The 21,832-nt window shown below is 62.2% G+C and carries 22 protein-coding genes and 1 pseudogene; 6 read left to right on the top strand and 17 right to left on the bottom strand.

The window, feature by feature from the left end; translation table 11 throughout:
• Positions 1-79: 79 nt before the first annotated feature.
• The 3 genes from ACZ445_RS12480 to ACZ445_RS12470 are packed head-to-tail and all read right to left on the bottom strand — an operon-like array spanning position 80 to position 1,083.
• Positions 80-418 carry a hypothetical protein gene (locus ACZ445_RS12480; RefSeq protein ID WP_058425743.1) on the bottom strand — a complete coding sequence of 113 codons (339 nt, stop codon included), beginning with the start codon at positions 416-418 and terminating at the stop codon, positions 80-82.
• Positions 419-444: 26 nt separating this feature from the next.
• Positions 445-642 carry a hypothetical protein gene (locus tag ACZ445_RS12475; protein WP_235594966.1) on the bottom strand — a complete coding sequence of 66 codons (198 nt, stop codon included), beginning with the start codon at positions 640-642 and terminating at the stop codon, positions 445-447.
• 21 nt (positions 643-663) lie between these two features.
• On the bottom strand, positions 664-1,083 hold the full coding sequence (locus ACZ445_RS12470) for an aminotransferase class I/II-fold pyridoxal phosphate-dependent enzyme (RefSeq protein ID WP_464708390.1): 420 nt from the start codon (positions 1,081-1,083) through the stop codon (positions 664-666).
• Here ACZ445_RS12470 and ACZ445_RS12465 point away from each other — a divergent pair.
• Positions 1,082-1,870: an MFS transporter gene (locus tag ACZ445_RS12465; protein WP_464708389.1), complete on the top strand. Its 789-nt coding sequence runs from the start codon at positions 1,082-1,084 to the stop codon at positions 1,868-1,870. The genes ACZ445_RS12470 and ACZ445_RS12465 overlap by 2 nt on opposite strands.
• Here the strand turns inward: ACZ445_RS12465 and ACZ445_RS12460 are convergent.
• The 3 genes from ACZ445_RS12460 to ACZ445_RS12450 form a co-directional block, all read right to left on the bottom strand.
• Positions 1,860-2,717 (bottom strand): hypothetical protein, encoded by an 858-nt coding sequence (locus ACZ445_RS12460; RefSeq protein ID WP_464708387.1) that lies wholly within the window; start codon positions 2,715-2,717, stop codon positions 1,860-1,862. The two genes, ACZ445_RS12465 and ACZ445_RS12460, sit on opposite strands and share 11 nt — an antisense overlap.
• Before the next feature lie 157 nt (positions 2,718-2,874).
• Complete coding sequence (locus tag ACZ445_RS12455; protein WP_259641577.1) at positions 2,875-2,997, bottom strand: hypothetical protein; 123 nt, start codon at positions 2,995-2,997, stop codon at positions 2,875-2,877.
• On the bottom strand, positions 2,969-3,874 hold the full coding sequence (locus tag ACZ445_RS12450; protein ID WP_058425745.1) for a hypothetical protein: 906 nt from the start codon (positions 3,872-3,874) through the stop codon (positions 2,969-2,971). Before ACZ445_RS12450 ends, ACZ445_RS12455 begins: the two co-directional genes overlap by 29 nt.
• A gap of 324 nt (positions 3,875-4,198) precedes the next feature.
• Here ACZ445_RS12450 and ACZ445_RS12445 point away from each other — a divergent pair, with 324 nt between their 5' ends.
• Positions 4,199-4,882 (top strand): response regulator transcription factor, encoded by a 684-nt coding sequence (locus ACZ445_RS12445; RefSeq protein ID WP_010564812.1) that lies wholly within the window; start codon positions 4,199-4,201, stop codon positions 4,880-4,882.
• Positions 4,860-6,254: a sensor histidine kinase gene (locus ACZ445_RS12440; RefSeq protein WP_058425746.1), complete on the top strand. Its 1,395-nt coding sequence runs from the start codon at positions 4,860-4,862 to the stop codon at positions 6,252-6,254. Before ACZ445_RS12445 ends, ACZ445_RS12440 begins: the two co-directional genes overlap by 23 nt.
• A 117-nt stretch (positions 6,255-6,371) precedes the next feature.
• Here the strand turns inward: ACZ445_RS12440 and ACZ445_RS12435 are convergent, their stop codons facing one another.
• The 6 genes and pseudogenes from ACZ445_RS12435 to ACZ445_RS12410 all read right to left on the bottom strand — a co-directional run bounded on the left by ACZ445_RS12435 (position 6,372) and on the right by ACZ445_RS12410 (position 11,617).
• Positions 6,372-6,788 carry an SRPBCC family protein gene (locus tag ACZ445_RS12435; protein ID WP_058425747.1) on the bottom strand — a complete coding sequence of 139 codons (417 nt, stop codon included), beginning with the start codon at positions 6,786-6,788 and terminating at the stop codon, positions 6,372-6,374.
• Between the two features lie 29 nt (positions 6,789-6,817).
• Entirely contained in the window at positions 6,818-7,615 is a 798-nt protein-coding gene (locus ACZ445_RS12430) for an SDR family NAD(P)-dependent oxidoreductase (RefSeq protein WP_179029713.1), read from the bottom strand.
• A gap of 17 nt (positions 7,616-7,632) precedes the next feature.
• Positions 7,633-7,767, bottom strand: a pseudogene (locus tag ACZ445_RS12425) (aldo/keto reductase); the annotation flags it as partial.
• An 87-nt stretch (positions 7,768-7,854) separates the two neighbouring features.
• Positions 7,855-9,150 (bottom strand): NAD(P)/FAD-dependent oxidoreductase, encoded by a 1,296-nt coding sequence (locus tag ACZ445_RS12420; protein WP_058425749.1) that lies wholly within the window; start codon positions 9,148-9,150, stop codon positions 7,855-7,857.
• The gene (locus ACZ445_RS12415) at positions 9,147-10,235 is read right to left on the bottom strand and encodes a polyamine ABC transporter substrate-binding protein (protein WP_058425750.1); all 1,089 of its coding nucleotides are present in this window, start codon (positions 10,233-10,235) and stop codon (positions 9,147-9,149) included. Before ACZ445_RS12415 ends, ACZ445_RS12420 begins: the two co-directional genes overlap by 4 nt.
• Positions 10,236-10,258: 23 nt before the next feature.
• The gene (locus ACZ445_RS12410; protein ID WP_058425759.1) at positions 10,259-11,617 is read right to left on the bottom strand and encodes a glutamine synthetase family protein; all 1,359 of its coding nucleotides are present in this window, start codon (positions 11,615-11,617) and stop codon (positions 10,259-10,261) included.
• A gap of 139 nt (positions 11,618-11,756) precedes the next feature.
• Here ACZ445_RS12410 and ACZ445_RS12405 point away from each other — a divergent pair, with 139 nt between their 5' ends.
• On the top strand, positions 11,757-12,644 hold the full coding sequence (locus ACZ445_RS12405; RefSeq protein ID WP_310864126.1) for a helix-turn-helix domain-containing protein: 888 nt from the start codon (positions 11,757-11,759) through the stop codon (positions 12,642-12,644).
• A gap of 116 nt (positions 12,645-12,760) precedes the next feature.
• Here ACZ445_RS12405 and ACZ445_RS12400 read toward each other — a convergent pair whose 3' ends face one another.
• The 3 genes from ACZ445_RS12400 to ACZ445_RS12390 are packed head-to-tail and all read right to left on the bottom strand — an operon-like array spanning position 12,761 to position 15,886.
• Positions 12,761-13,864 (bottom strand): acetoin dehydrogenase dihydrolipoyllysine-residue acetyltransferase subunit, encoded by a 1,104-nt coding sequence (locus tag ACZ445_RS12400; RefSeq protein WP_464705249.1) that lies wholly within the window; start codon positions 13,862-13,864, stop codon positions 12,761-12,763.
• Positions 13,861-14,880: an alpha-ketoacid dehydrogenase subunit beta gene (locus ACZ445_RS12395; protein WP_464705248.1), complete on the bottom strand. Its 1,020-nt coding sequence runs from the start codon at positions 14,878-14,880 to the stop codon at positions 13,861-13,863. The genes ACZ445_RS12400 and ACZ445_RS12395 overlap by 4 nt, the downstream gene beginning before the upstream one ends.
• A gap of 25 nt (positions 14,881-14,905) precedes the next feature.
• A complete protein-coding gene (locus ACZ445_RS12390; protein ID WP_058425754.1) occupies positions 14,906-15,886 on the bottom strand; it encodes a thiamine pyrophosphate-dependent dehydrogenase E1 component subunit alpha in 981 nt (326 codons plus the stop codon).
• A gap of 298 nt (positions 15,887-16,184) precedes the next feature.
• Here ACZ445_RS12390 and ACZ445_RS12385 point away from each other — a divergent pair, with 298 nt between their 5' ends.
• Complete coding sequence (locus ACZ445_RS12385) at positions 16,185-18,047, top strand: sigma-54-dependent Fis family transcriptional regulator (RefSeq protein WP_058425755.1); 1,863 nt, start codon at positions 16,185-16,187, stop codon at positions 18,045-18,047.
• A gap of 130 nt (positions 18,048-18,177) precedes the next feature.
• On the opposite strand, the gene ACZ445_RS12380 is transcribed toward ACZ445_RS12385, so the two are convergent.
• Complete coding sequence (locus ACZ445_RS12380) at positions 18,178-18,957, bottom strand: acetoin reductase (protein WP_058425756.1); 780 nt, start codon at positions 18,955-18,957, stop codon at positions 18,178-18,180.
• Positions 18,958-19,143: 186 nt separating this feature from the next.
• On the opposite strand from ACZ445_RS12380, the gene ACZ445_RS12375 reads away from it, so the two are divergent.
• Positions 19,144-21,306 (top strand): TonB-dependent siderophore receptor, encoded by a 2,163-nt coding sequence (locus tag ACZ445_RS12375; protein WP_464708386.1) that lies wholly within the window; start codon positions 19,144-19,146, stop codon positions 21,304-21,306.
• A gap of 3 nt (positions 21,307-21,309) precedes the next feature.
• Here the strand turns inward: ACZ445_RS12375 and ACZ445_RS12370 are convergent, their stop codons facing one another.
• Positions 21,310-21,747 carry a carboxymuconolactone decarboxylase family protein gene (locus tag ACZ445_RS12370; protein ID WP_464708385.1) on the bottom strand — a complete coding sequence of 146 codons (438 nt, stop codon included), beginning with the start codon at positions 21,745-21,747 and terminating at the stop codon, positions 21,310-21,312.
• Positions 21,748-21,832 lie beyond the last annotated feature (85 nt).

Below are 21,832 nucleotides of genomic sequence, written 5' to 3'. Positions count from 1 at the left end.
CGTTGCGCTGTGCGCCGCGTCAGGCGGCTCACAGCAAAACCATCCCGGTCAGGGGATGCGTCTTGAGGTGCAACAGAGATCAGGAACGGGGTGGGCGCCAGACGCCGGACGGCGTGCGATCGGGGATAAAATCGGAAGCGGTGCCGACGAGCAGCGGATGGGCCGGGGTCAAGGGGGCCTTGAGCAGCGGCAGGGAGAATTGCAGCACGCCACCGGTCTTGCATTCCTGACCGGGTTTACAGGCCTTGCCATGATCCGCGCCGTCCTGGCAGCAGTCAGGCGACATGTCGGTCATCATCGGCATGTCCGACATCTTCATCGGGCAGGGCTCGGTACTCGACGGCACACCCGCCATCCCGGTCAGGGGAAGCGTGAGGCTCAACAGCAGGACCAGGACTAAACGAAGAAGGCGGCTCATGGGGCGCGAGTCTAGCCAAGCGCGGGTTAAGCCGCTATTAACCATTGCGTGAGAAGTCGGCCGTGATAGCGGATCTGTGCCAGGGTCTGCGCGGTGTAGCCGATGATCACCACCGGCGGCAAGCTCACGCAGTGGCAGAACTTGCCCAGCGGCTGCAGGATCAGCCCGGATTCGGCGGCGCGAGCACAGAAGCCCCCTTCCTCCCTACCCGCAGGCAACCACAATACAAAATGCAGGCCGGCCTGCTAGCCGCTGACCGCACAGTGCCCGCCCAGACATTCGAGCAATGCATCGCGGCGGGCCTGATACGCCTGGCGCGACGCACGCAAGTTCCGCACGAAGGCGCCACTGCGCAGGAACTCCGCCAACCCCACCTGATCGGTGGCGCCCACCGAATGCCCGGTGAGTTGCAGGGTGCGCAACAGTGCACGGCGCAACACCTTGGGCACCACCATGAAGCCCACGCGCAAACCGGGAAAAAGGTTCTTGTTGAAGCTGCCGCAGTAGATCACCCGGTCGCCGGAGTCCAGGGACTTGAGGGCTGCCAGCGGCGCCGTGTTGTAGTTGTATTCGCTGTCGTAATCGTCCTCGCCCCCCCAGGCATCGGCACGGGCCGCCCAGTCCAGCAACGCCAGGCGCCGCGAGACTGACAGCGTCACGCCCATGGCCGCACCGGTGCTGGGCAGCCTGCTGCTGCCGTTCATCAACTGGCGGGGTTTGTTCGTACTGCTCGGGGTGATCGGCGCGCTGCTGTGCCTGGTGGTGTATCGCCGCCTGCCGGAAACCCGCCCGCCGGAAGTTGCCGCCGCACCACCAAGCGGCCTGCTGCGCATCTATGGTCAGTTACTGCGGCACTGTTACTTCCTGCGTTATTCCCTCGCGATCGGCTGTGTGTACAGCACGTACTTTCCATTTATCGGTGAATCATCGGCGTTGCTGCAACGGGGCTTTCATCTGACTGCCACCGATTATGCCCTGGTGCTCGCCGCCACGATCAGCGGCTACATGATCGGCGCGAACCTGTTTCGACGGCTGGTAACACGCTTCGAGCCGGACAGCTTGATCAGTGCCGGGATAGTCGTGAACGTGCTGGGCAGTGGCGCGCTTGCGCTGGCGACGGCCACGCTACCAGGGGAATGGCTGGCGATTGTGCTGCCGATGGTGGTGATCATGGTGTCGGTGGGGATGGTAATTCCGGCGTGCCAGTTGTCAGCGCTACTGCCCTATGGCGCGATGGCGGCGACGGCGTCGGGGCTGTTCTTTTTTACTCAGATGTTCCTGACGGCGCTGAGCAGTTGGGCAACCGGATGGTTGTCGGATGGCACATCCAAGCCATTGGTGATCATGACCGCCCTGGCCAGTGGACTCCTGGTCGTGGTTGGCGGGTACTGTGCACACCCGCCAGAACTGTGTGTGAGCCCATCAGACCCACCATTTGAACCTACTGCTTGATATCGAACACAACATTGACACGGAAAGGCACCTCCTGATTCTTCTGCACCATGCAGTCAAGACTACCTACGGCATGACCGCTGTTAGGAAGAGAGCTGAAACTCAACGACCCACTAATGGCACGCGCGGTCCCAAAGGTGTCCCACTTCGCGAAAAGGGCCGTGGCTTCTCGGTTGCTTCCTAAACTGTAGTTCAGGGCTGTCTGGTCTACATCCAGCAAGATGGCAACATAGTTCTGAATTCCGAACTCGCCGTACTGCCTGCCAATGATTTCAAAGTAGTTCTTGATGATGCCACCGCCATCGACTGTTCTGAGGCTGACAACTGCCGCATCAAAGTTCGAGTTTGGCAAAGGACCTCCCACTATGTCGCCTCTCATATAGCCTGTCCCCTTGACCGGGAGCGGCCGTACCGCTACTGGCTGGGTAATAAAGTCCGTCAGCTCGATCTGGCCCTGGCTGACGCTGACTTGATGGCTGCCGTTTTCTCCCGAGAAGTTGAACGTTCCCGTCAACTTGTCGTTCGAGTCCAGTGAAACAGTGAGCGTGCCACTGACAGCCGTGTACGGCGTGACACCACCACGCTCACGAGCCCAATAAATGCCCAGAGCAGTAACGCCAAGCACGAAGGCGTGCGGCCCACTGCCCGGACTGAGGTCCGGTATACGAAAATTGAAACCGTTGAAATCATTGACCGTGGAGCCCAATCTTTGCGTTGCGGCAATGTGTATATATCCGCCTGATCGGTACATCAGCATTTCACCGGGATCGCCAATAAACGGTTGGTTCGGTGGAATGACTTGGGGGTTGACGACAGTTGCCGTCAATGTGCCGGTTGTCTGGTTCATGACCGTGCTCCTCACTGAGTGTGGACCTGGACCAAACTAGGCACTTTCAGAGTCGGGCGATACTGTCAAACATGACAGGTATAAGCCTTGTGCCCGCAAGACAACAAAAAGCCGCACCTGTAAAAACAGGCGCGGCCTTGAAGATCCTTAGCGAGGATCAGTGCATGAAGATCGCAATCAGGATGATCACCGGGATAGGCACACCGAGGAACCAGAGCAGTAATGAGCGCATGTTGTTCTCCTTGAATTGATTAACGAACGAAGTGTTCGGTTTCGACATACACCACCGCATCGCGGCGGCGACCGCCGAAGGTGGCGGCGAGGCTGGCGAAGAACGCACCGATCAACAGCGCGACAAAGGTCCACAGCGAGGTATACGCAGCCACTTTGGCGGCGGTTTCCGCGGCTTGCTTGGCTTTGAGCTTGGCGTCTTCCACCGCTTTGCGGGCATCGCCGTAGACTTTGTCGATGCGCGCTTCGGCATCCGCCTGGCTGAGGTTGGTGCGCTGGCTGATCAACTGGGCCAGGTAGGCACGGTCTTCAGGCGCAAGCTGGCCGTCGTTGCTCAGGGTGCGGGTGAAGATGCGCGCCACCACGCCATGGGCGGCGTCATCACTGACGGCGACCGGGCGATCGTCACGGAACAGGCTGTCGACGTAATAATCGAAGTCGCCGCTGTTGGCGCCCTTGGCGGCACTGCCGGCGGCTTGGGTAATACCGCTGGCCGCGCCGGCTGCAACGCTGGCACCGGCTTTCACACCGCCGCTGACCACACTGCTGACGGAACCGACCACCAATACGGCAGTCACCAGTGTGGCAACAGCCCAAGCCAGGAAGCCATGGGCGGTGTCGCGGAAGTACACCTCATCACCGTGCATATTGGCCCACTTCACACGCAACCGACCGGCGATGTAGCCACCCAGGCCGGATGCAACGATCTGGGTAAAGGCCAGCCAGACAATCGTGGAAATGCCCAGCCCCTTGGCACTGATACCGCTGTCGGCCCACGGCGACACCGCCGAAAAGCCCAGGCCGAAGCCCAGCAGCACCAGGATCAGCGACAGCGCAGCCGCGGCGGCCGCCCCGGCAAAAATCGCTCCCCAGGAAACCCCGGAGAGCGCGCTCGACTCTTGCAGCGTGGATGAGGATGTGATCATTGTTGTTTTGCTCCAAGGCAGAAAAATAGTGTTACAAGTCTCAAAAGGGACAGTGCAGGCACCATGCCAGCCGAAGCAGAAAATAATATTCTTATATTTCAACGACTTAAGAAAATTGAACTAACCTGATCCATGCAACTTGCAAGAAATGACCTGTTGAGGCGGGCGTTATGCATTCCCCGGCCCGGCGATGAAATCGGTGTCAGTTTTGCCAACATGAAGTTTTATTTAGGAAGCATTCAGCCGTTTCTTGGCAAAATGCCCCCACTTCTGTAGGAGCCGGCTCGCCGGCGATTGCGGTCTTCCAGTGTGAAAGGTAATCCCATGACCCGAATTTTGACCATCGAGGATGACGCCGTAACGGCCCGCGAGATTGTCGCCGAGCTGAGTAGCCATGGACTGGATGTAGATTGGGTAGACAACGGCCGCGAAGGCCTGGTCCGCGCCGTGAGCGGCGATTACGACCTGATCACCCTCGACCGCATGCTGCCGGAACTCGATGGCCTGGCCATCGTGACGACCCTGCGCACCATCGGCGTCTCCACGCCGATCCTGATGATCAGCGCCCTCTCCGATGTCGACGAACGTGTGCGCGGCCTGCGTGCCGGCGGTGATGACTACCTCACCAAACCGTTCGCCTCGGATGAAATGGCCGCCCGCGTAGAGGTGTTGCTGCGACGCAAAAGTACAGTCAAGGAATTCGAAACCGCCCTGCGCGTGGCCGACCTGGAGCTGAACCTGATCAGCCGCGAAGCCAGCCGCGCCGATCAACCCCTGAGCCTGCTGCCCACCGAGTACAAATTGCTGGAGTTCCTGATGCGCAACACCGGGCAGATCCTGTCGCGGATGATGATCTTCGAAGAAGTCTGGGGCTACCACTTCGACCCCGGCACCAACCTGATCGACGTGCACATCGGCCGTCTGCGCAAAAAGATCGACCCACCGGGCCTCACGCCGCTGATCCGCACGGTAAGGGGTTCCGGTTATGTCATTGCTGAACCCCTCTAAAGGCTGGCGCTCCTCCAGCAGCCGCCTGCTGGCGCTGTACAGCTCGCTGTTCGTGGCCTGGAGCTGCATCCTGATGGGGGTGCTGTATTACGAGGTGTCCGGTTACCTGGGCGACCTGTCGCGCCACTCCCTGATGCAGCGCCAGCACCTGTTCCAACGCTTCGACGGCGAGGAACTGGTGGAGGCCCTGACCACCAGCATGACCTTCGACATGAAGGGCGTGGATGCCTACGGCCTGTTCGATGAACAATTCCGCCCCTTGAGCGGGCCGATTCGTGCGGTGCCGCCGGACCTGCCCCTGGACGGCAAGATCCACGCCCTGGCCAATTGTGTCGAGTCCGACGACCCCAAATTGCCCAAAGACAGCTGCGACGCCGTAGCCACCCACACCGAAGACGGCCGTTGGCTGGTGCTGGTGCGGGCCAACGGCTCGCTGTTCGGCGTGACCCGGATCATCTGGCATGCCCTGCTCTGGGCGCTGTCGCTGACGATTATTCCCGGCGCGGCCGGTTGGCATTTATTGCGCCGCCGCCCATTGCGGCGCATCCGTGGGATCCAGGCCAGCGCCGAAGCCATCGTCGCCGGCGACCTCACCCACCGCCTGCCGCTGTCCAACCGGCGCGACGAACTGGACATGCTCGCAGCCATCGTCAACGCCATGCTCGACCGCATCGAGAAGCTGATGAACGAGGTCAAGGGTGTTTGCGACAACATCGCCCACGACCTGCGCACCCCGCTGACCCGCCTGCGTGCGCAGCTGTATCGCATCAAGCAGGAGGCAGAGGCCGAGTCCGACTACGCGGTGAAACTCGACGACGCGATTGCCGAAACCGACACCCTGATGGCGCGCTTTCGCGGGCTGTTGCGTATCTCCGAGCTGGAAGACCATCAGCGCCGTTCCGGCTTCCTGATCATGGACCCGTTGCCGCTACTGCGCGAGTTGCACGACTTCTACCTGCCCCTGGCTGAAGAAGGTGAATTGCAACTGAAGCTCGAAACCCCGGAGTCCCTGCCATGGATCACCGGCGACCGTGCCCTGTTGTTCGAAGCCCTGGCGAACCTGCTGAGCAATTCGATCAAGTTCTCCCCGCCCGGCGGCACGGTGATTCTGCGCGGGGTCAATGATGCCGGCAGCACGCGCATTGAAGTGCACGACTCCGGGCCGGGTATACCGGCAGCGGAGCGGGATGCGGTGTTCCAGCGCTTCTATCGCGTGGATGAGAGCGACCAGCAAGGTGGGTTCGGGTTGGGCCTGTCGATTGTGGCGGCGATCATCAACTTGCATGGCTTCAAGCTGGACGTGGGGACGAGTGAGCAAGGCGGTGCCAGATTAGTTCTGGAGTGCCGCCAGCAACTGATGCCCGAGGCCTGAGACCACCGGCGTCCAAATGTGGGAGGGGGCTTGCCCCCGATTGCAGTGTGTCAGTCACCCTACATATTGACTGAACCACCGCCATCGGGGGCAAGCCCCCTCCCACATTGGACTGGATCAGGCCGGGAAGTTGGCGCGCAGGGCATCAAGACCACCGCTGTAGACTCCGGCAAACAGCTCCTCCACCGCCGCATCCGTAGTCCCTGCCACTGGTGTGAACACACCGGACCAGGTCACTTTCGCCGACGCTTCGCCCAACGCCTCGACCTGCAACGTCGCCAGGTACGCACTCACCGGAAACGGCGACTGCTCGATGGTGTAGCTGTAGGTACGCCCGACGTGATCAAAGCGCTGCAAACGCTCGACGATCACTGCGCCGTCCGCCGTTTGCAGGTGACGCACGCGGCCGCCATCGCCCGCCTCGCTTTTGACAATCAACGGCAACCAGTCCGGCAGGCTGTTGAAGCCGCCGATCAATAGCCAGACCTGATCGGCCGACACCGGGATTTCAATCACAGAAGACGCTGTTGCCACGATAAATACTCCAGAAAATGAAAAACAATTCAGATCGCCATGCTGTCGACCACACCACCGTCGACCCGCAATGCAGCCCCTGTAGTCGCGGAAGAAAGCGGTGAAGCAATGTACGCCACCAGGTTGGCGACTTCATCCACATTCGCCGCCCGCTGGATGATCGATGTCGGCCGCGCATTGCGCACAAACACATCCGCCTCATCCCGTGCGCTGCGCCCGGATTTTTGTGTGGCGTCCTTGAGCATCTGCTCAAGGCCGTCGGTAAAGGTCGGGCCGGGCAGCACGGCGTTCACCGTCACTCCCGTGCCCGCCAGGCGCTTGGCCAGGCCATGGGACACCGCCAGATTGGCGCTTTTGGTCACACCGTAATTGATCATGTCCGCCGGGGTGGCCACGCCGGATTCCGACGACACGAAGATCACCCGTCCCCAGCCCTGCCCGACCATGCCCGGCACATAATGCCGCGCCAGGCGTACACCGGAGATCACATTGACCTCATAGAAACGCGTCCATTCGCTGTCCGGGGCATCGAAAAAATCCACATCGTTGAAGATACCCAGGTTGTTGACCAGGATGTCGGCACGCGGTTCGGCGGCGAAGAGTTTCTCTGCGCCCTCTGCGGTGCCAAGGTCAGCCACCAGCCCACGCAGGTCTGCGCCTGGAACAGCCTGACGGATGCTCGCCAGTGCATCGTCGACCTTGCCGGCTTCACGCCCGATCACCACCACAGTGGCGCCGGAGGCTGCAAGCGCCTGGCTGATGCCCAGGCCTATGCCGGCGGTGCTGCCGCTGACAATCGCTACTTTGCCGCTTACATCGATTTTCATGGTGAGAACTCCTGAAGTTAAAGCGGCAGGGAGGCAAGGTCCGACATCAGTCGGGCATCGCGCAGGGCCTGCCAGAAGGCTGCCGGAATCTGTTCAGACAACGCCGCAACGTCTTCGGCAATCCGCACCGGACGACTGGCACCGGGAATCACCAAAGGTGCAAAGGATCGCTGTGGCCGTTGAGCTGATTCTAGACTGCGTAGATCTTCAGGAAGGTGCTGACCAAGCCCACAGTCTGATCACCCCATCAGTTCCTTCAACCGAAACCACATCATCCCCAACGCCAACAACGGTGACCGTAACGCCTTCCCCCCCGGGAAGGTCATATGCGGCACCTGGCTGAAAATATCCAGGCCGGCACTGTGACCGGCGTGAATCCCCTCGGCCAGCAACCTTGCGCACCAGTGCGTCACGTTCAGCCCATGCCCGGAATAGCCCTGGGCATAAAACACATTAGGGTACTGCTTCAAGCGCCCCACCTGCGGAAAGCGGTTGGCGGTAATACCTATCTTGCCGCCCCACTGAAACTCAATGGCGGCATGGGCCAGTTGCGGGAACACCTTGAGCATTTTCGGCTGCATGTAAGCGGCGATGTCCAGCGGATCGCGGCCGGAGTAATGACAGGCGCCGCCGAATAGCAGGCGGCGGTCAGCGGACAATCGGTAGTAATCCAGGCCGACTTTCTGGTCGCACAGCGCAAGGTTCTGCGGGATCAACTGGTTGGCCACATCTTCCGACAACGGCTCGCTGGCGATGATGTAGCTGCCCGCCGGGAGCACCTTGCCGCTCAGGCGCGGTTCCAGTTCCTCCAGATGGGCATTGCAGGCCAGCACCAGGTGGTCGGCGCGTACCGTACCGCCTGAGCAGCGCACTTGCACCGTGTCGCCGTGAATGAGTTCAAGCACCTCAGTATGCTCGAAGATCCGCACTCCGAGAGACTCGGCCAACTGCGCTTCACCCAGCACCAGATTCAACGGGTGAAGGTGCCCGGAACCCATGTCCACCAGGCCGCCGGCATACACCGACGAGCCCACCACTTGCTGCATATCCTGCGGACCCACCAGGCGGGTTTGGTGGGCATACCCCAGCGCTGCCAGGTGCGCCTGCTCGCCCTTGAACGCGGCGAACTGCGCCGGCGTGTTAGCCAACTCGCAAAAGCCCCAGCGCAAGTCGCAGTCAATCCCATGCTCGCGGATACGCTCGCCCACCAACGCCACAGAGTCGATACCCGCGCGCTCCAGGTAACGCACGCCCTCCTCGCCCACGTATTTGGCAAATCCCGACACGTCATGGCCGATACCGCGAATCAACTGCCCGCCGTTGCGACCGCTGGCGCCCCAGCCGATGCGCCGGGCCTCCAGCAGGATCACCGAGAGCCCGCGCTGGGCCAGTTCGATGGCGGTATTCACGCCAGTGAACCCGCCGCCGATCACGCACACATCGGCGGTCAGGTCGGTGCCCAATGCGGGGCGCTCCGTCAGGGCGTTGGCCGTGGCCCGGTAGTAGGACCGGGCGTGGTCAGTCGACTGCATCATTTGTTGGTCTTCACTTTGCTCCAGGCGCGGGTCATCAGGCGCATGGTCGCCGGGGTCGGCGTGGTGGAAATATAGAGTTTGTCGAGCACCGCCTGCGGCGGGTACACCTCGGGGTTGTTCACCAGTTCAGGGGCCATGAACGCCTTGGCCGCCGGGTTGGCATTGGCATAGCCCACCGAGGCGCTGACCTTGGCGATCACCTCAGGATCTAGCAGGTAATTGATAAACGCATGAGCTTCCTTGGGGTTGCTCGCATCGGCGGGAATCGCCAGCAGGTCGAACCACAGGTTGGAACCTTCCTTGGGAATCGAATAGGCGATGTTCACGCCGTTCTTGGCCTCCCTGGCGCGGTTGGCAGCCTGGAACACGTCGCCGGAATACCCGAACGCCACGCAGATATCACCGTTGGCCAGGTCCGAGATGTACTTGGACGAATGGAAGTAGGTGATGTACGGCCGCAGCGTCAGCAGCTTGGCCTCGGCCTGCTTGTAGTCCTCCGGGTTCTCGCTGCGCGGGTCCTTGCCCATGTAGTTGAGGATCGCCGGGAACAGCTCGTCCGCCGAATCGAGGAAGGCCACGCCGCACTGGTTGAGCTTCTTGATGTTCTCCGGTTCGAACAGCACCGCCCATGAGTCGATATGGTCGATGCCCAGCACCTGCTTGACCTTGTCGACGTTGTAACCGATGCCATTGGTGCCCCACAGGTACGGCACCGAGTGCGCGTTACCCGGGTCGTTTTTCTCCAGCAGCGCGAGCAGCTTGGGGTCGAGGTTCTTGAAGTTGGGCAATTGTGCGCGGTCGAGCTTGAGGAACGCACCGGCCTTCACTTGCCGCGCCAGGAAGTGGTTGGACGGCACCACCACGTCATAGCCGGTGCGCCCGGCGAGCAATTTGCCTTCCAGCGTTTCATTGGAGTCGAACACGTCGTAGATCGGCTTGATCCCCGTCTTGGCCTGGAAGTCGGCCAGGGTGGTCTCGCCGATGTAGTCGGTCCAGTTATAAATACTGACTGTCGGCGCCGCCTGGCCGGTAGCGCTGAACGCGGCCACCAGGGCCAGTGGGAGAAGCTGTTTTACAAGACGCATATCGACACCCCTTTATTGGTTTTTTAGACGCTCAACAGCAGGAACTCACGCTCCCAGGAACTGATCACCCGCTTGAAGTTCTCGTGCTCGGCGCGTTTGACCGCGACGTAGCCGCGCACGAATTTATCGCCCAGGTACTGCTTGACCGTGTCGCAGTCCTCCATGCGTGCCAACGCATCTTCGAGGGTGAACGGCAGGCGCAGGTTGCGCCGCTCGTAGGCACGGCCTTCCACCGGTGCACTGGGTTCGATCTGCTCGACCATGCCCAGGTAGCCACACAGCAGACTAGCCGCAATCGCCAGGTACGGATTGGCATCGGCGCCGGGCAGGCGGTTCTCCACGCGCATGGCGTCGGGGCTCGAGGTGGGCACGCGCAGGCCGACGGTGCGGTTTTCTTCGCCCCACTCGACGTTGACCGGCGCCGAGGTGTCCGGCAGGAAGCGGCGAAACGAGTTCACGTTGGGCGCGAACATCGGCAGCAGCTTGGGGATGTACTTCTGCAGGCCGCCGATATGGTGCAGGAACAACTGGCTCTTGTTGCCCTCTGCATCGACGAACACCGGTTTGCCGGTAGCGATCTCCACCACGCTCTGGTGCAGGTGCATGGCGCTGCCCGGCTCGTCGGCCACCGGCTTGGCCATGAAGGTCGCGGCCACGTTGTGCTTGAGCGCGGCCTCGCGCAGGGTGCGCTTGAACACGGTGATCTGGTCGGCCAGGTCGAGGGCGTCGCCATGGCGGAAGTTGATTTCCATCTGCGCCGGGCCGTCTTCGTGGATCAGCGTATCAAGGTCCAGACCCTGGGCTTCGCACCAGTCGTAGACGTCCTCGAACAGCGGGTCGAATTCGTTGGCGGCGTCGATGGAGAACGACTGCCGCCCGGTCTCGGCGCGGCCGGAGCGGCCCACCGGGGTTTTCAGCGGCAAGTCCGGGTCTTCGCAGCGCTGGGTCAGGTAGAACTCCATTTCCGGCGCGACAATCGGCTGCCAGCCCTTGTCGGTGTAGAGCTGCAGGACTTTCTTCAGCACATTGCGTGGCGACAGCTCGATGGGGTTGCCCAGTTTGTCGAAGGTGTCGTGGATCACGATTGCGGTGGGCTCGATGGCCCACGGCACCACATAAGTGGCGTGTGAGACCGGGCGACAGACCATGTCGATGTCGGCGGGGTCGAGCAGGTCGTAGTAGATCTCGTCGTCGACAAAGTCCCCGGTTACCGTTTGCAGCAGCACACTTTCCGGCAGGCGCATGCCTCGCTCATGCAGGAACTTGTTAGTGGGCGCAATCTTGCCGCGGGCGATGCCAGTCAAATCACTGATCACGCATTCGACTTCGGTAATCTTGTGTTCTTTCAGCCAGGCGGACAGCTGATCGAAGGGGGCGTTCATAAGGACCTCGGCATGGGTTGGGTGCATGCACCGGCTTGTACTCCTGGCGCATTGAGGTCTATCTTGAGGCCGCCGCACCCCGGCATCTATCCACTTTGCACGCACCACAACGCACCAATAGAGTGCGCCCAGGCTCCCCATGACACAGGCAACCGCTTTGCGCGTACAGGCCTTCACCACCGGTGATGTGGCCGCTCAATGCAGTGCGACACCCGGCTGGGTGCAGCAGTACCAGCAGATGTCCCCGGGGCATTTCGCCGGGCACATCCGTTACCTCGACCTGCAAGGCGTGGAGGTGTACGAAGAGTGCATGAACACCCGCGTCGAGCAGCACTTCAACGCGCCCGCCGGCTCCCTGGCGTTCTGTTTCGACGGCAGCGACAACGCGCTGTACCTGCTCAATGGCGAAAGCCGTAACACCTGGATCACCCCGGAAAACTACCTTGAAGTGGCGGTGGTGTTCGGCCCGCAGTTTGTGCAGCGCCATGGGTTGGAGGTGGCGAAGCTGGAAGGTTTGTTCATGGCGCCGCTGACCGGCCAGCAGAACGCGTTGTTCGCCCGCTGGCTGAGTGGCACGCTGACACGCCTGTCCACGGTCAGCGACCCCGCCGCGCTCATCCAGCAATTGCTCGACGATTGCCTGTTCATCCTCGACAACGCCTGCGTGTGCCTGGACCGCAGTTCCTTGCAGCGCCGCAACGAAGAACGCCGGCTGATGGCACGCATCGGCGAATGGGCGGCGGACGCGCCGGACGAGACCGTCAACCTGCTGGAACTGGCGCAGATCGCCGGGGTGCCGTTGCGCCAATTGCAGCAAGGGTTCAAGACCTACACCGGGATGAGCCCGGCGCAGTGGTTGCGCTTGCGCAGATTGAATGGGGCGCGGCGGGAGCTGCTGAGTTCAGCCGGGAGCACCGTGGCCGAGGTGGCGATGAACTGGTCGTTCTGGCACTTGGGGCGGTTTTCCAACAGTTATCGTGCGTTGTTCAAAGAACTGCCGAGCGAGACCCTGAAGCGTTCCGTTTGAAATCCAATCCAAATGGTGGGAGGGGGCTTGCCCCCGATTGCAGTGTTTCAGTCGCCACAAAGATTGACTGAACCACCGCTATCGGGGGCAAGCCCCCTCCCACAGTTGATTGCATTTCAAGGTTGGGATTTGAGGAAGGCGGCCATCAGTTGGTTGACCCGCTCCGCCGCCTCCAACTGCACCATATGCCCCTGCCCCGGCAATATTTCCATTTGGGCGTCCAACCCCTCGGCATGCCGGGCCGGGATGATTGCATCATCACTGCCCCAGATCACCAGGCTCGGCTGTCGGCCCACGCCATGACGTAAGTCCAGCGTCTGCCGTCCGCCCTCGAACAACGCGGTATTGAGCTGCTGCAGCGCCTTGTCCACCCCTTCCAGGCGCTTGAACTTGAGCATGTCCTCCAGCATCTGCCGCGTCACCAGCGCCGGGTCGCTGAACAGTTGGGTCAATTGCGGCTTGAGCGCATTGCGGTTGTTGGCTTCGGTAAACCCTTGCAAGTAATCACCGTTGATATCCGGGCCGAGACCGGCGCTGGCGATCAGGGTCAATGAGGCAACACGCGCGGGCGCCTGGTCAGCCACGGTCAGTGCGACCAGTCCGCCCATGGAATGCCCGGCCAGGTGCACGCGGTCGAACTTGAGGTGATCGAGCAAGGCCAGCACCGCAAGGCTCAGTTCCTCGGCATCGCCGCTGCGCAGTTGCTTGCCCGACTCGCCATGCCCCGGCAGGTCCAGGGCGATCACCCGGCGCTCGACGGCCAATGCCGGTTGGTTGAACAGCCAGTTGTTCAGGTCGCCACCGAATCCGTGAATCAGCACCAACGGCGTCCCCCCCTCGCCCAGCTCGAGATAGCGCAACAGTCGCCCGTCTATCTCGACCTTCTGCGCACTCGGTCCCGACACTTCGGTTTCGGCACTGCTGGAGACAAAACCGGCATTGAAGCTTTCGATCACCGCGTCAATATCAGCGTCCGTGGCCTCGCCTTCGACGACAATCCCCAACAACGCGCCCACCGGTAAGGTCTCATCGCTCAGCGCCAGGACGCGGCGCAGCACGCCACTGAACGGCGCCTCTACACTGCTGGAGAGTTTGTCGGTCTCCACGTCCAGCACTTCCTCGCCCTTCTCCACCCGGTCGCCGGGTTGCTTGAGCCAGACATCGATGCGGCCCTCGGTCATCGACAGCCCCCACTTGGGCATGGTCAAGGTATGGATCATGCGGCGTTCCTCTTGTCGGCGATTCGCAGCACCGCGGCTTCGATCTTTGCGGCGTTGGGGATATACAGGTCTTCCAGCGCATCGGAGAACGGCACCGGCGTGTGCGGCGCGGTGACCATTTCGATTGGCGCGCGCAGGAAAGAAAAACCCTGCTGGGCGACCAGTGCACTGATATCGGTGGCAATCGAGCAGCGCGGGTTGGACTCGTCGATCACCACCAGGCGTCCGGTCTTTTCCACGCTTTCGAGGATGCTGTCTGCATCCAACGGACTGGTGGTGCGCAGGTCCAGCACTTCGCAATCGATGCCTTGTCGCGCCAGGCTGGTCGCGGCCTCCAGGGCGATGTGCAGCATGCGTCCGTACGTCACCAAGGTCACGTCCTTGCCTTCGCGGACAAAATTGGCTTCACCAAAGGGCACGGTGTACAGCTCTTCGGGCACCTCGCCTTGCAGGCTGTAGAGCATCTTGTGTTCGAGGAAGATCACCGGGTCGTTGTCGCGGATCGCCTGGATCAACATGCCCTTGGCGTCGTAGGGCGTGGCCGGGCACACCACCTTGAGGCCGGGAATGTGGGTCCACATCGAGGTGAGCATCTGCGAATGCTGGGCGGCCGCCCGCAGCCCGGCGCCGTACATGGCGCGCACCACCAGCGGCGTGGTGGTCTTGCCGCCGAACATGTAGCGGAACTTGGCGGCCTGGTTGAGCAACTGGTCGAGGCAGCAACCGATGAAGTCGACGAACATCAATTCGCACACTGGGCGCATGCCACGGGTGGCGGCGCCGACGGCCATGCCCACGTAGCCGACTTCGGACAGCGGCGCATCGAGCACGCGGTCGGGAAATTCCGGATACAGGCCCTTGGTCACGCCGAGCACCCCGCCCCAGGCGTCCTGTTCGCCAGGGGAACCGGTGCCGCCGGACACGTCCTGGCCGATGATGAACACGCTCTGGTCGCGGCGCATTTCCTGGGCCAGGGCTTCGTTGATTGCCTGCTGGTAGCTGATTTTGCGAGCCATATAGTTCTCTCCACGAATGTTGTTGTTATGAGTGGTAGGCGACGTAGACATCGCTGAGCAGGTCGGCGGCCTGGGGCTTGGGGTCGGACTTGGCGCGGCGCACGGCGTCGTCAATAAGCTGTGCGACCTCGCCATCGATGCGCTCGAATTGCGCCGCGTCCAGCCAGCCTTCGGCGCTGCAACGCTGGCGAAACAGCGTCAGGCAGTCAGCGTTTTCCCGCAGGTTTTTCACTTCATCGGGGCCACGATAGGTTTGCGCATCGCCTTCGAAATGGCCGTAGAAGCGGCTCAATTTCACTTCGACCAAGGTTGGCCCGTCGCCCGTGCGCGCACGCTCCACGGCAACACCAAGCGCGGCGTGCACGGCGAAGAAATCATTGCCATCGACGATCACCCCCGGCATGCCAAACCCCGCGGCACGCTCGGCGATGTCCTTGCACGCCACCGACCAACCGGAGCCGGTGGCCTCGGCATAGCCGTTGTTTTCCGCGACGAACAGGCACGGCAATTTCATGATCGAGGCCAGGTTCATCGCCTCGAACACCGCGCCCTCGTTGGAGCCGCCATCGCCAAAGAACGCCACGGCCACGCCCTGGCTGCCCTTGAGTCTGGCCGCCAGCGCCGCACCGGCGGCCAACGGCGCACCCGCGCCGACAATGCCGTTGGCGCCGAGCATGCCCTTCTCCTGGTCGGCAATGTGCATGGAGCCGCCTTTACCGCCACACACACCGGTTTTCTTGCCGTAGATCTCGGCCATCATGCCGAACACATCCACGCCCTTGGCGATGCAATGGCCGTGGCCACGGTGGTTGGAGGCAATGCAGTCTTCATCGTTGAGGTGGGCCATGACTCCGGCGGCGCTGGCTTCCTGACCGGCGTAGAGATGCACGAAACCGGGGATCTCGCCAGTGGCGAATTCCACGTGCAGGCGTTCTTCGAAATCACGGATGGTGCGCATCACGGTATAGGCATGCAGCAGTTGATCGGTGGACAGGTGAGTGGACATCTTGTTGTTCTCCAGGTTGTCTCGACACACAAAAGGCTGATCGTGGTCAGCTACAGGGCCTTCAGCACAGCCTGTGCCAAGGCCGTAAAAAACCTGGCATAACCTTGATCCAGAGCGGTTGTCGCAAGCAGGCCGGGGTCGCAGAATGAGACGCGGCATTGCAACTCGAAGGCGGCGTCTCAGCCGGTTTGAGACGCTGCGTCTCATGCCGGGCAGTTGGTCAGGCCGCGCTTGTCCCACCCGACGCATGCGCGCTTAATGGCGGGCATAACAACAAAGACCGAGAACCGGAGGCCTTATGCTCGCCGCGAACTCCAGGGAGCACGTCGACTGCGTCAGTCGCGTGGTCCGCAATGCCGACCGCCTGCCCCAGGCGCCGGTGCCGTCGCTGATCTTCGATTCGTGGCGGCGCTCCATGGAGCAACACCACCTAGACCCCGGCTCCCTGCAGGGGCCACGCATCCTCAGCGAACCCTTGCTCAAGGAATGCCGCGAACGCGCCGAACTGTTCATGCGCATTGCCGGCGAAGCCGTCGGGCAACTGCATCACCGTGTGCGCCAGGCCGACTACTGCGTGATGCTCACCGATGCCCAGGGCCAGACCATCGACCACCGCGTGGACGCCGCGATCCGCAGCGACTGCCGCAAGGCCGGCCTGTACCTCGGCACCTGCTGGTCGGAAGCCGAAGAAGGCACCTGCGGCGTGGCCACCGTGCTCACCAGTCAATCGGCGGTGACGGTGCACAAGCGCGACCACTTCCGTGCAGCCTTCATCGGCCTGACCTGCTCCGCCGCGCCGATCTTCGATCCCCAGGGCAACCTGCTGGGAGTAATGGACGCCTCGGCGCTCAAATCGCCGGATGACCGCCGCAGCCAGCACCTGATTCGCCAGTTGGTGGCGCAGAGTGCCGAGGCCATCGAGAACGCCTTCTTCATGCACAGCGCCCGCCAGCACTGGGTGTTACAAGCCCATAGCACGCCGGGTTATGTGGACAGCCAGCCTGACCTGCTGCTGGCCTGGGACCAGGACGGCCGCCTGCAGGCCTTGAACAGCAAGGCGCGCCAGGCCTTGCGCCGGCGCTTTGGCCAGGTGCCGGCGCACATTGGCGAGGTGTTCGACCTGAACGCCTTGCGCACCGTCACCGACCAGTCCACCCAGCAACTGCATTGGCTGGGAGAACCGGGTGCGCTGCACGTGCGGGTCAACGCGCCCCGACGCAAACAGGCGCGTGCGCCGCTGGTGCCTTTGGTGGATGCCCGTGTCGAAGAACACCTGCGCCTGGCCGTGCGGGTCAAGGACCGCAACCTGCCGGTACTGGTGCAAGGCGAAACCGGCGCCGGCAAGGAAGTCTTCGCCCGCCAACTGCACGAGCGCAGCGCCCGGCGCGGTGGGCCGTTCGTGGCGGTGAACTGCGCGGCGATTCCGGAAAACCTGATCGAGAGCGAGCTGTTCGGCTATGTGGCCGGCGCCTTTACCGGCGCCGCCAGCAAAGGCATGCCGGGGTTGCTGGTGCAGGCCGATGGCGGCACCGTGTTCCTCGATGAAATCGGCGACATGCCCCTGGCCTTGCAGACGCGCCTGCTGCGGGTGATGGCCGAAGGTGAAGTGGCACCGTTGGGCGCGGCGAAAACCCGCACCGTCGATATCCAGGTGATCTGCGCCAGTCACCGCGATTTATCGGTGTTGGTCAGTGAGGGACGCTTTCGCGAGGACCTGTACTTTCGCCTCGGCTGCGCGCGCTTCTGCCTGCCGCCGTTGCGCGAACGCACTGACAAACTGGCGCTGATCAACCGCTTGCTGGAACAGGAAGCGCGCAACAGCGGCATCACGGTGGGAATCGGCCAGGCTGCGCTGGAGTTGCTGTTGGGGTACGCGTGGCCGGGCAATGTGCGGCAACTGCGGCATGTGCTGGCGTATGCCTGTGCGGTGTGTGAGGGCGGGACGGTGCAGGTGGCGGATTTGCCGGTGGAAGTGCGTGGGGAACGGGTTGAAGCATTGACGGAAGATCGCGCGAGCCCTGAGCGCCAGGTGGTGCTGGATGCGCTGATTCGGCATCGCTGGAAGCCGATACCGACTGCGCAGGCGCTGGGGATCTCAAGGGCGACCCTGTACCGCCGCGTCAACCAACTGGGCATCGACATGCCGAACAAAACCCGCTGATACAACGGGGTCAACACTGTGGGAGGGGGCTTGCCCCCGATGGCGGTGGACCCGCTAATACTTCCAGTGGCTGACACACTGCTATCGGGGGCAAGCCCCCTCCCACATTGGACTGGGTACATCTGAGATGTCAGCGGTAGACAAGGCCACCATCGATCAGCGGCGATTGCCCGGTCATGTAGTCCGCATCCGGCCCGGCCAGGTACGCGACCAGCCCCGCCACATCCTCCGGCGTCTGCGCCCGGCCCAAGGCGATGCCATCCACGTACTTCTTATAGGTCGCACCGACTTCGGCGCCGGTGATCTCGGCCATGCGCTTGTCGATCTCGACCCACATATCGGTGCCCACCACGCCCGGACAGTAGGCGTTGACGGTAATCCCGGCGCTCGCCAACTCCTTGGCCGCCGCCTGGGTCAAGGCACGCACGGCAAACTTGGTGGCCGAGTACACCCCCAGCAGCGCAAAACCTTCATGGCCGGCGATGGAGCAGGCGTTGATGATCTTGCCCTTCTGCTTGAGCGCCTTGAATTTCTTGCCGGCGGCCTGGATGCCCCACAACACGCCCTGCACGTTGATGCCCAGGGTGCGCTCGACCTGCTCCGGGCTGACGTCCAACAGCGAATCGATCTGCGCCACACCGGCATTGTTGACGATGATGTGGAAGCCACCCAGGGTCAGGTGCGCATGCTCCACCGCCGCCACCACCTGTTCGCGCTTGGACACGTCAGCGACGAACACCGAGGCCTTGCGGCCCAGCGCGACGACTTCGGCGGCCACGGCTTCAAGCTTGGCGCCATTGATGTCCACCAGGGCGATATCGGCACCGTCCTGTGCCAGGCGCAGGGCGATGGCCCGGCCAATGCCCTGCCCGGCGCCGGTCACCAGCGCGACTTTTCCAGCAATACTCATGGCGTTCTCCTGCAATTGGATGAGGGAAGCCTTGTCTATCGCAGGTGCGCTGCGGGCTGTCGAGGTGCACATGGATTGGCATGCGGCCTGAGACGGGATGTCTCAAGGTGCGAATCATTCTTGTAAAAGTGCGCACTTATGCCTAGCTTATGCGCCCCCCCGCCCGCGCTTTAAGGCCCTGCCCCCATGGTTTTGCGTTTTCGTCCCGTCGTCACCTCACGTTTCGCCCTCGGTCTGCTGCTCAGCGGCGGCATCGGTCACAGCCTGGCGGCAGACCTTGAACTGCCGGCAGTGAAGGTCCAGGGCCAGGATGAATCCGGCTACCGCAGCGAAACCGCTTCGGTGGGCGGCTTCGATGAGGCACCGCTGCTCGACACCCCGGCCTCGATCACCGTGATCAACGCCGCACTGATCAAGGACCAGCAAGCGCGCCTGCTCAGTGAAGTGCTGCGCAACGATGCCTCGGTGGGCGACAGCTATGCGCCCATCGGCTACTACGAAAACTTCGTGGTGCGCGGCTTTTCGCTGAATGCGGCGAGCAGCTACAAGATCAACGGGCGCACCATCACCGGCGAGCAGAACGTCGCGCTGGAGAACAAGCAGCAGGTCGAAGTGCTCAAGGGCCTGGCCGGCCTGCAAAGCGGGATTTCCGAGCCCAGCGGCGTGATCAACTACGTGACCAAGCGCCCGGAAGATGTGCGCTCGGTGACCGTCTCCAGCGACGATCGTGGCAGCGGTTACGTCGCCACCGACGTCGGCGGCTGGTTCGGCAGCGAGCAACAATTCGGCCTGCGCGCCAACGTGGCCCACGAAGACCTCAACGCCTACGTGGAACACGCCAACGGCCAGCGCGATTTTGTGTCCCTGGCCTTCGACTGGAACATCAGCCCCGACGCCGTGTTGCAACTGGATGCCGAATACCAGAACAAGCAGCAACGCTCGGTGCCGGGCTACCAGTTGCTGGGCGGCACCGAGGTGCCACACGGTGCCTCGCCGAAGAAACTGCTGGGGCATCAGAGCGGGTCCAGACAGGTGGGCATTGATTCGCTGAACCTCAACGGCAAGTTTGAATACCGTTTCAGCGACCAGTGGAAAGGCAGTGTGAGTGCGGCGCGCAGCAAGGTGGTGATCGACGATTACAGCTCGTTTGCCTGGGGCTGCTATGGCTCGACTAGTTGCACCTCGAGCGTTCCGAACTACTTCAGCCCCGAGGGCAACTACGACGTCTACGACTACCGCAGCCCTGACGACACCCGCCGTGATGATGAAATTCAGGCGGCCATGACCGGACTGTTCGACACCGCCGGCCTGGGCCATGAACTGACCTTTGGCACCAGTGCGTTCCGCCGGGTGATCGACAAGCGCAAATCCGTCAATGAATACATCGGCACCACCAACATCGACGTGGACGCCCCTACGTTTACCCCGACTGACAAGCCGTTGAACGACAGCCACCGCAACCTCGACAGTCGCCAGTACGGCCTGTTCGTCACCGACCGCATCCGCCTCAACGAGCAATGGCAAACCATCCTCGGTGGCCGCGAAGTGCGCCTGGACGAAAAAGCCTTCGACAGCGTCACCGGCAACCAGGCCCGGCATACCCAGCAGTATGTGTTCCTGCCGCAGGCCTCATTGATCTACAAACCTGTCGAGAACATCTCGCTCTATACCAGCTACAGCAAAGGCCTGTCCCTGGGCGGCACCGCGCCGTGGTTCGCCAACAACGCCGACGAAACCCTCGCCCCTACCACCTCACGCCAAATCGAAGCCGGGGTGAAATACGACTGGCGCCGCATCAGCTTCGCCGCCGCCGTGTTCCAGACCCGCCAGGCCTACCAGTACGCCAAGCCGGATGGCACAGGCAAATTCGACTACGTGCAACAGGGCGAGCAAAAGAACACCGGGCTGGAATTGTCGGCCAACGGCTGGGCCACCGAACGCCTGCAGATCGCAACCAGCGTGGCGGCGATTCGTGCGCGGGTGACCGGCAGCGGCACGCCGGACTACGAAGGCCACCAGGCGATCAACGTGCCCAAGCTACGCGCCAGTGTGTATGCCGATTATGCGTTGCCGTGGGTGAACGGCCTGGCGGTACTGGGCGGTGTGCAATACAGCGCCAAGAAGTACGCCAATCGCAGCGGCAATGTGCAAGTGGGGGACTACGCGGTGGTGAATGTGGGCAGCCGCTACACCACCCGAGTGGACGGCTATGAAACGGTGTTCCGCCTGAGCGTCGACAACCTGTTCGACAAGCGCTACTGGCGCGACGCGGGCGAGTACATGGGCGATGACTACCTGTTCCAGGGCGCGCCATTGACGGCGCGCCTGAGTGCCTCGGTCAACTTCTGAGGCTTACTTCGGCATCTTGCGGAAACCCACGGCCAGGCGGTTCCAGCTGTTGATGGTGGCGATGGCCACGCTCAGGTCGACCTGTTCCTGGGGGCTGAACTCGGCGGCCAGTGCGTTGAAGTCTTCATCCGGTGCGTGGGTATGGCTGATCAGGGTCAGGCTTTCGGCCCAGGCCAGCGCCGCTCGTTCACGCGGGGTGAAGAATGGCGTTTCGCGCCAGGCCGACAAGGTGTACAGGCGGCGTTCGGTTTCGCCACCTTTACGGGCGTCGGCGGTGTGCATGTCGAGGCAGAAGGCACAGCCGTTGATCTGCGAGACGCGCAGGCGTATCAGTTCCAGCAACGGTAGTTCGATGGAGAGTTTGCCGACGGCGGCTTCCAGGGCGAGCATGGCTTTCATGGCGTCTGGGGAGGCGGTGTAGAAATCGGTACGGGGTTGCATGGTGATGTTCCAGGGCGGTGGGGATTGATGGCTAGGTTAGTCATCGGGCCTTGGGGGAGGAATAGCCAATTTGGGGTAAGAATGG

It is taken from the genome of Pseudomonas allii, from assembly GCF_055380095.1.
Note: the sequence above shows the minus strand (reverse complement) of the source record. Positions and strands in the feature narration are given on the sequence as shown.

Excerpts from the sequence above, each read along its gene's own strand:
- ACZ445_RS12375 (WP_464708386.1), top strand. The coding sequence starts at position 19,144 with ATGGTTTTGCGTTTTCGTCCCGTCGTCACCTCACGTTTCGCCCTCGGT.
- ACZ445_RS12385 (WP_058425755.1), top strand. The coding sequence starts at position 16,185 with ATGCTCGCCGCGAACTCCAGGGAGCACGTCGACTGCGTCAGTCGCGTG.
- ACZ445_RS12450 (WP_058425745.1), bottom strand. The coding sequence starts at position 3,874 with ATGATCACATCCTCATCCACGCTGCAAGAGTCGAGCGCGCTCTCCGGG.
- ACZ445_RS12415 (WP_058425750.1), bottom strand. The coding sequence starts at position 10,235 with ATGCGTCTTGTAAAACAGCTTCTCCCACTGGCCCTGGTGGCCGCGTTC.
- ACZ445_RS12420 (WP_058425749.1), bottom strand. The coding sequence starts at position 9,150 with ATGATGCAGTCGACTGACCACGCCCGGTCCTACTACCGGGCCACGGCC.
- ACZ445_RS12455 (WP_259641577.1), bottom strand. The coding sequence starts at position 2,997 with ATGTCGAAACCGAACACTTCGTTCGTTAATCAATTCAAGGAGAACAAC.
- ACZ445_RS12460 (WP_464708387.1), bottom strand. The coding sequence starts at position 2,717 with ATGAACCAGACAACCGGCACATTGACGGCAACTGTCGTCAACCCCCAA.
- ACZ445_RS12370 (WP_464708385.1), bottom strand. The coding sequence starts at position 21,747 with ATGCAACCCCGTACCGATTTCTACACCGCCTCCCCAGACGCCATGAAA.
- ACZ445_RS12390 (WP_058425754.1), bottom strand. The coding sequence starts at position 15,886 with ATGTCCACTCACCTGTCCACCGATCAACTGCTGCATGCCTATACCGTG.
- ACZ445_RS12480 (WP_058425743.1), bottom strand. The coding sequence starts at position 418 with ATGAGCCGCCTTCTTCGTTTAGTCCTGGTCCTGCTGTTGAGCCTCACG.
- ACZ445_RS12380 (WP_058425756.1), bottom strand. The coding sequence starts at position 18,957 with ATGAGTATTGCTGGAAAAGTCGCGCTGGTGACCGGCGCCGGGCAGGGC.
- ACZ445_RS12395 (WP_464705248.1), bottom strand. The coding sequence starts at position 14,880 with ATGGCTCGCAAAATCAGCTACCAGCAGGCAATCAACGAAGCCCTGGCC.
- ACZ445_RS12405 (WP_310864126.1), top strand. The coding sequence starts at position 11,757 with ATGACACAGGCAACCGCTTTGCGCGTACAGGCCTTCACCACCGGTGAT.
- ACZ445_RS12410 (WP_058425759.1), bottom strand. The coding sequence starts at position 11,617 with ATGAACGCCCCCTTCGATCAGCTGTCCGCCTGGCTGAAAGAACACAAG.
- ACZ445_RS12470 (WP_464708390.1), bottom strand. The coding sequence starts at position 1,083 with ATGGGCGTGACGCTGTCAGTCTCGCGGCGCCTGGCGTTGCTGGACTGG.
- ACZ445_RS12430 (WP_179029713.1), bottom strand. The coding sequence starts at position 7,615 with ATGAAAATCGATGTAAGCGGCAAAGTAGCGATTGTCAGCGGCAGCACC.
- ACZ445_RS12465 (WP_464708389.1), top strand. The coding sequence starts at position 1,082 with ATGGCCGCACCGGTGCTGGGCAGCCTGCTGCTGCCGTTCATCAACTGG.
- ACZ445_RS12440 (WP_058425746.1), top strand. The coding sequence starts at position 4,860 with ATGTCATTGCTGAACCCCTCTAAAGGCTGGCGCTCCTCCAGCAGCCGC.
- ACZ445_RS12445 (WP_010564812.1), top strand. The coding sequence starts at position 4,199 with ATGACCCGAATTTTGACCATCGAGGATGACGCCGTAACGGCCCGCGAG.
- ACZ445_RS12400 (WP_464705249.1), bottom strand. The coding sequence starts at position 13,864 with ATGATCCATACCTTGACCATGCCCAAGTGGGGGCTGTCGATGACCGAG.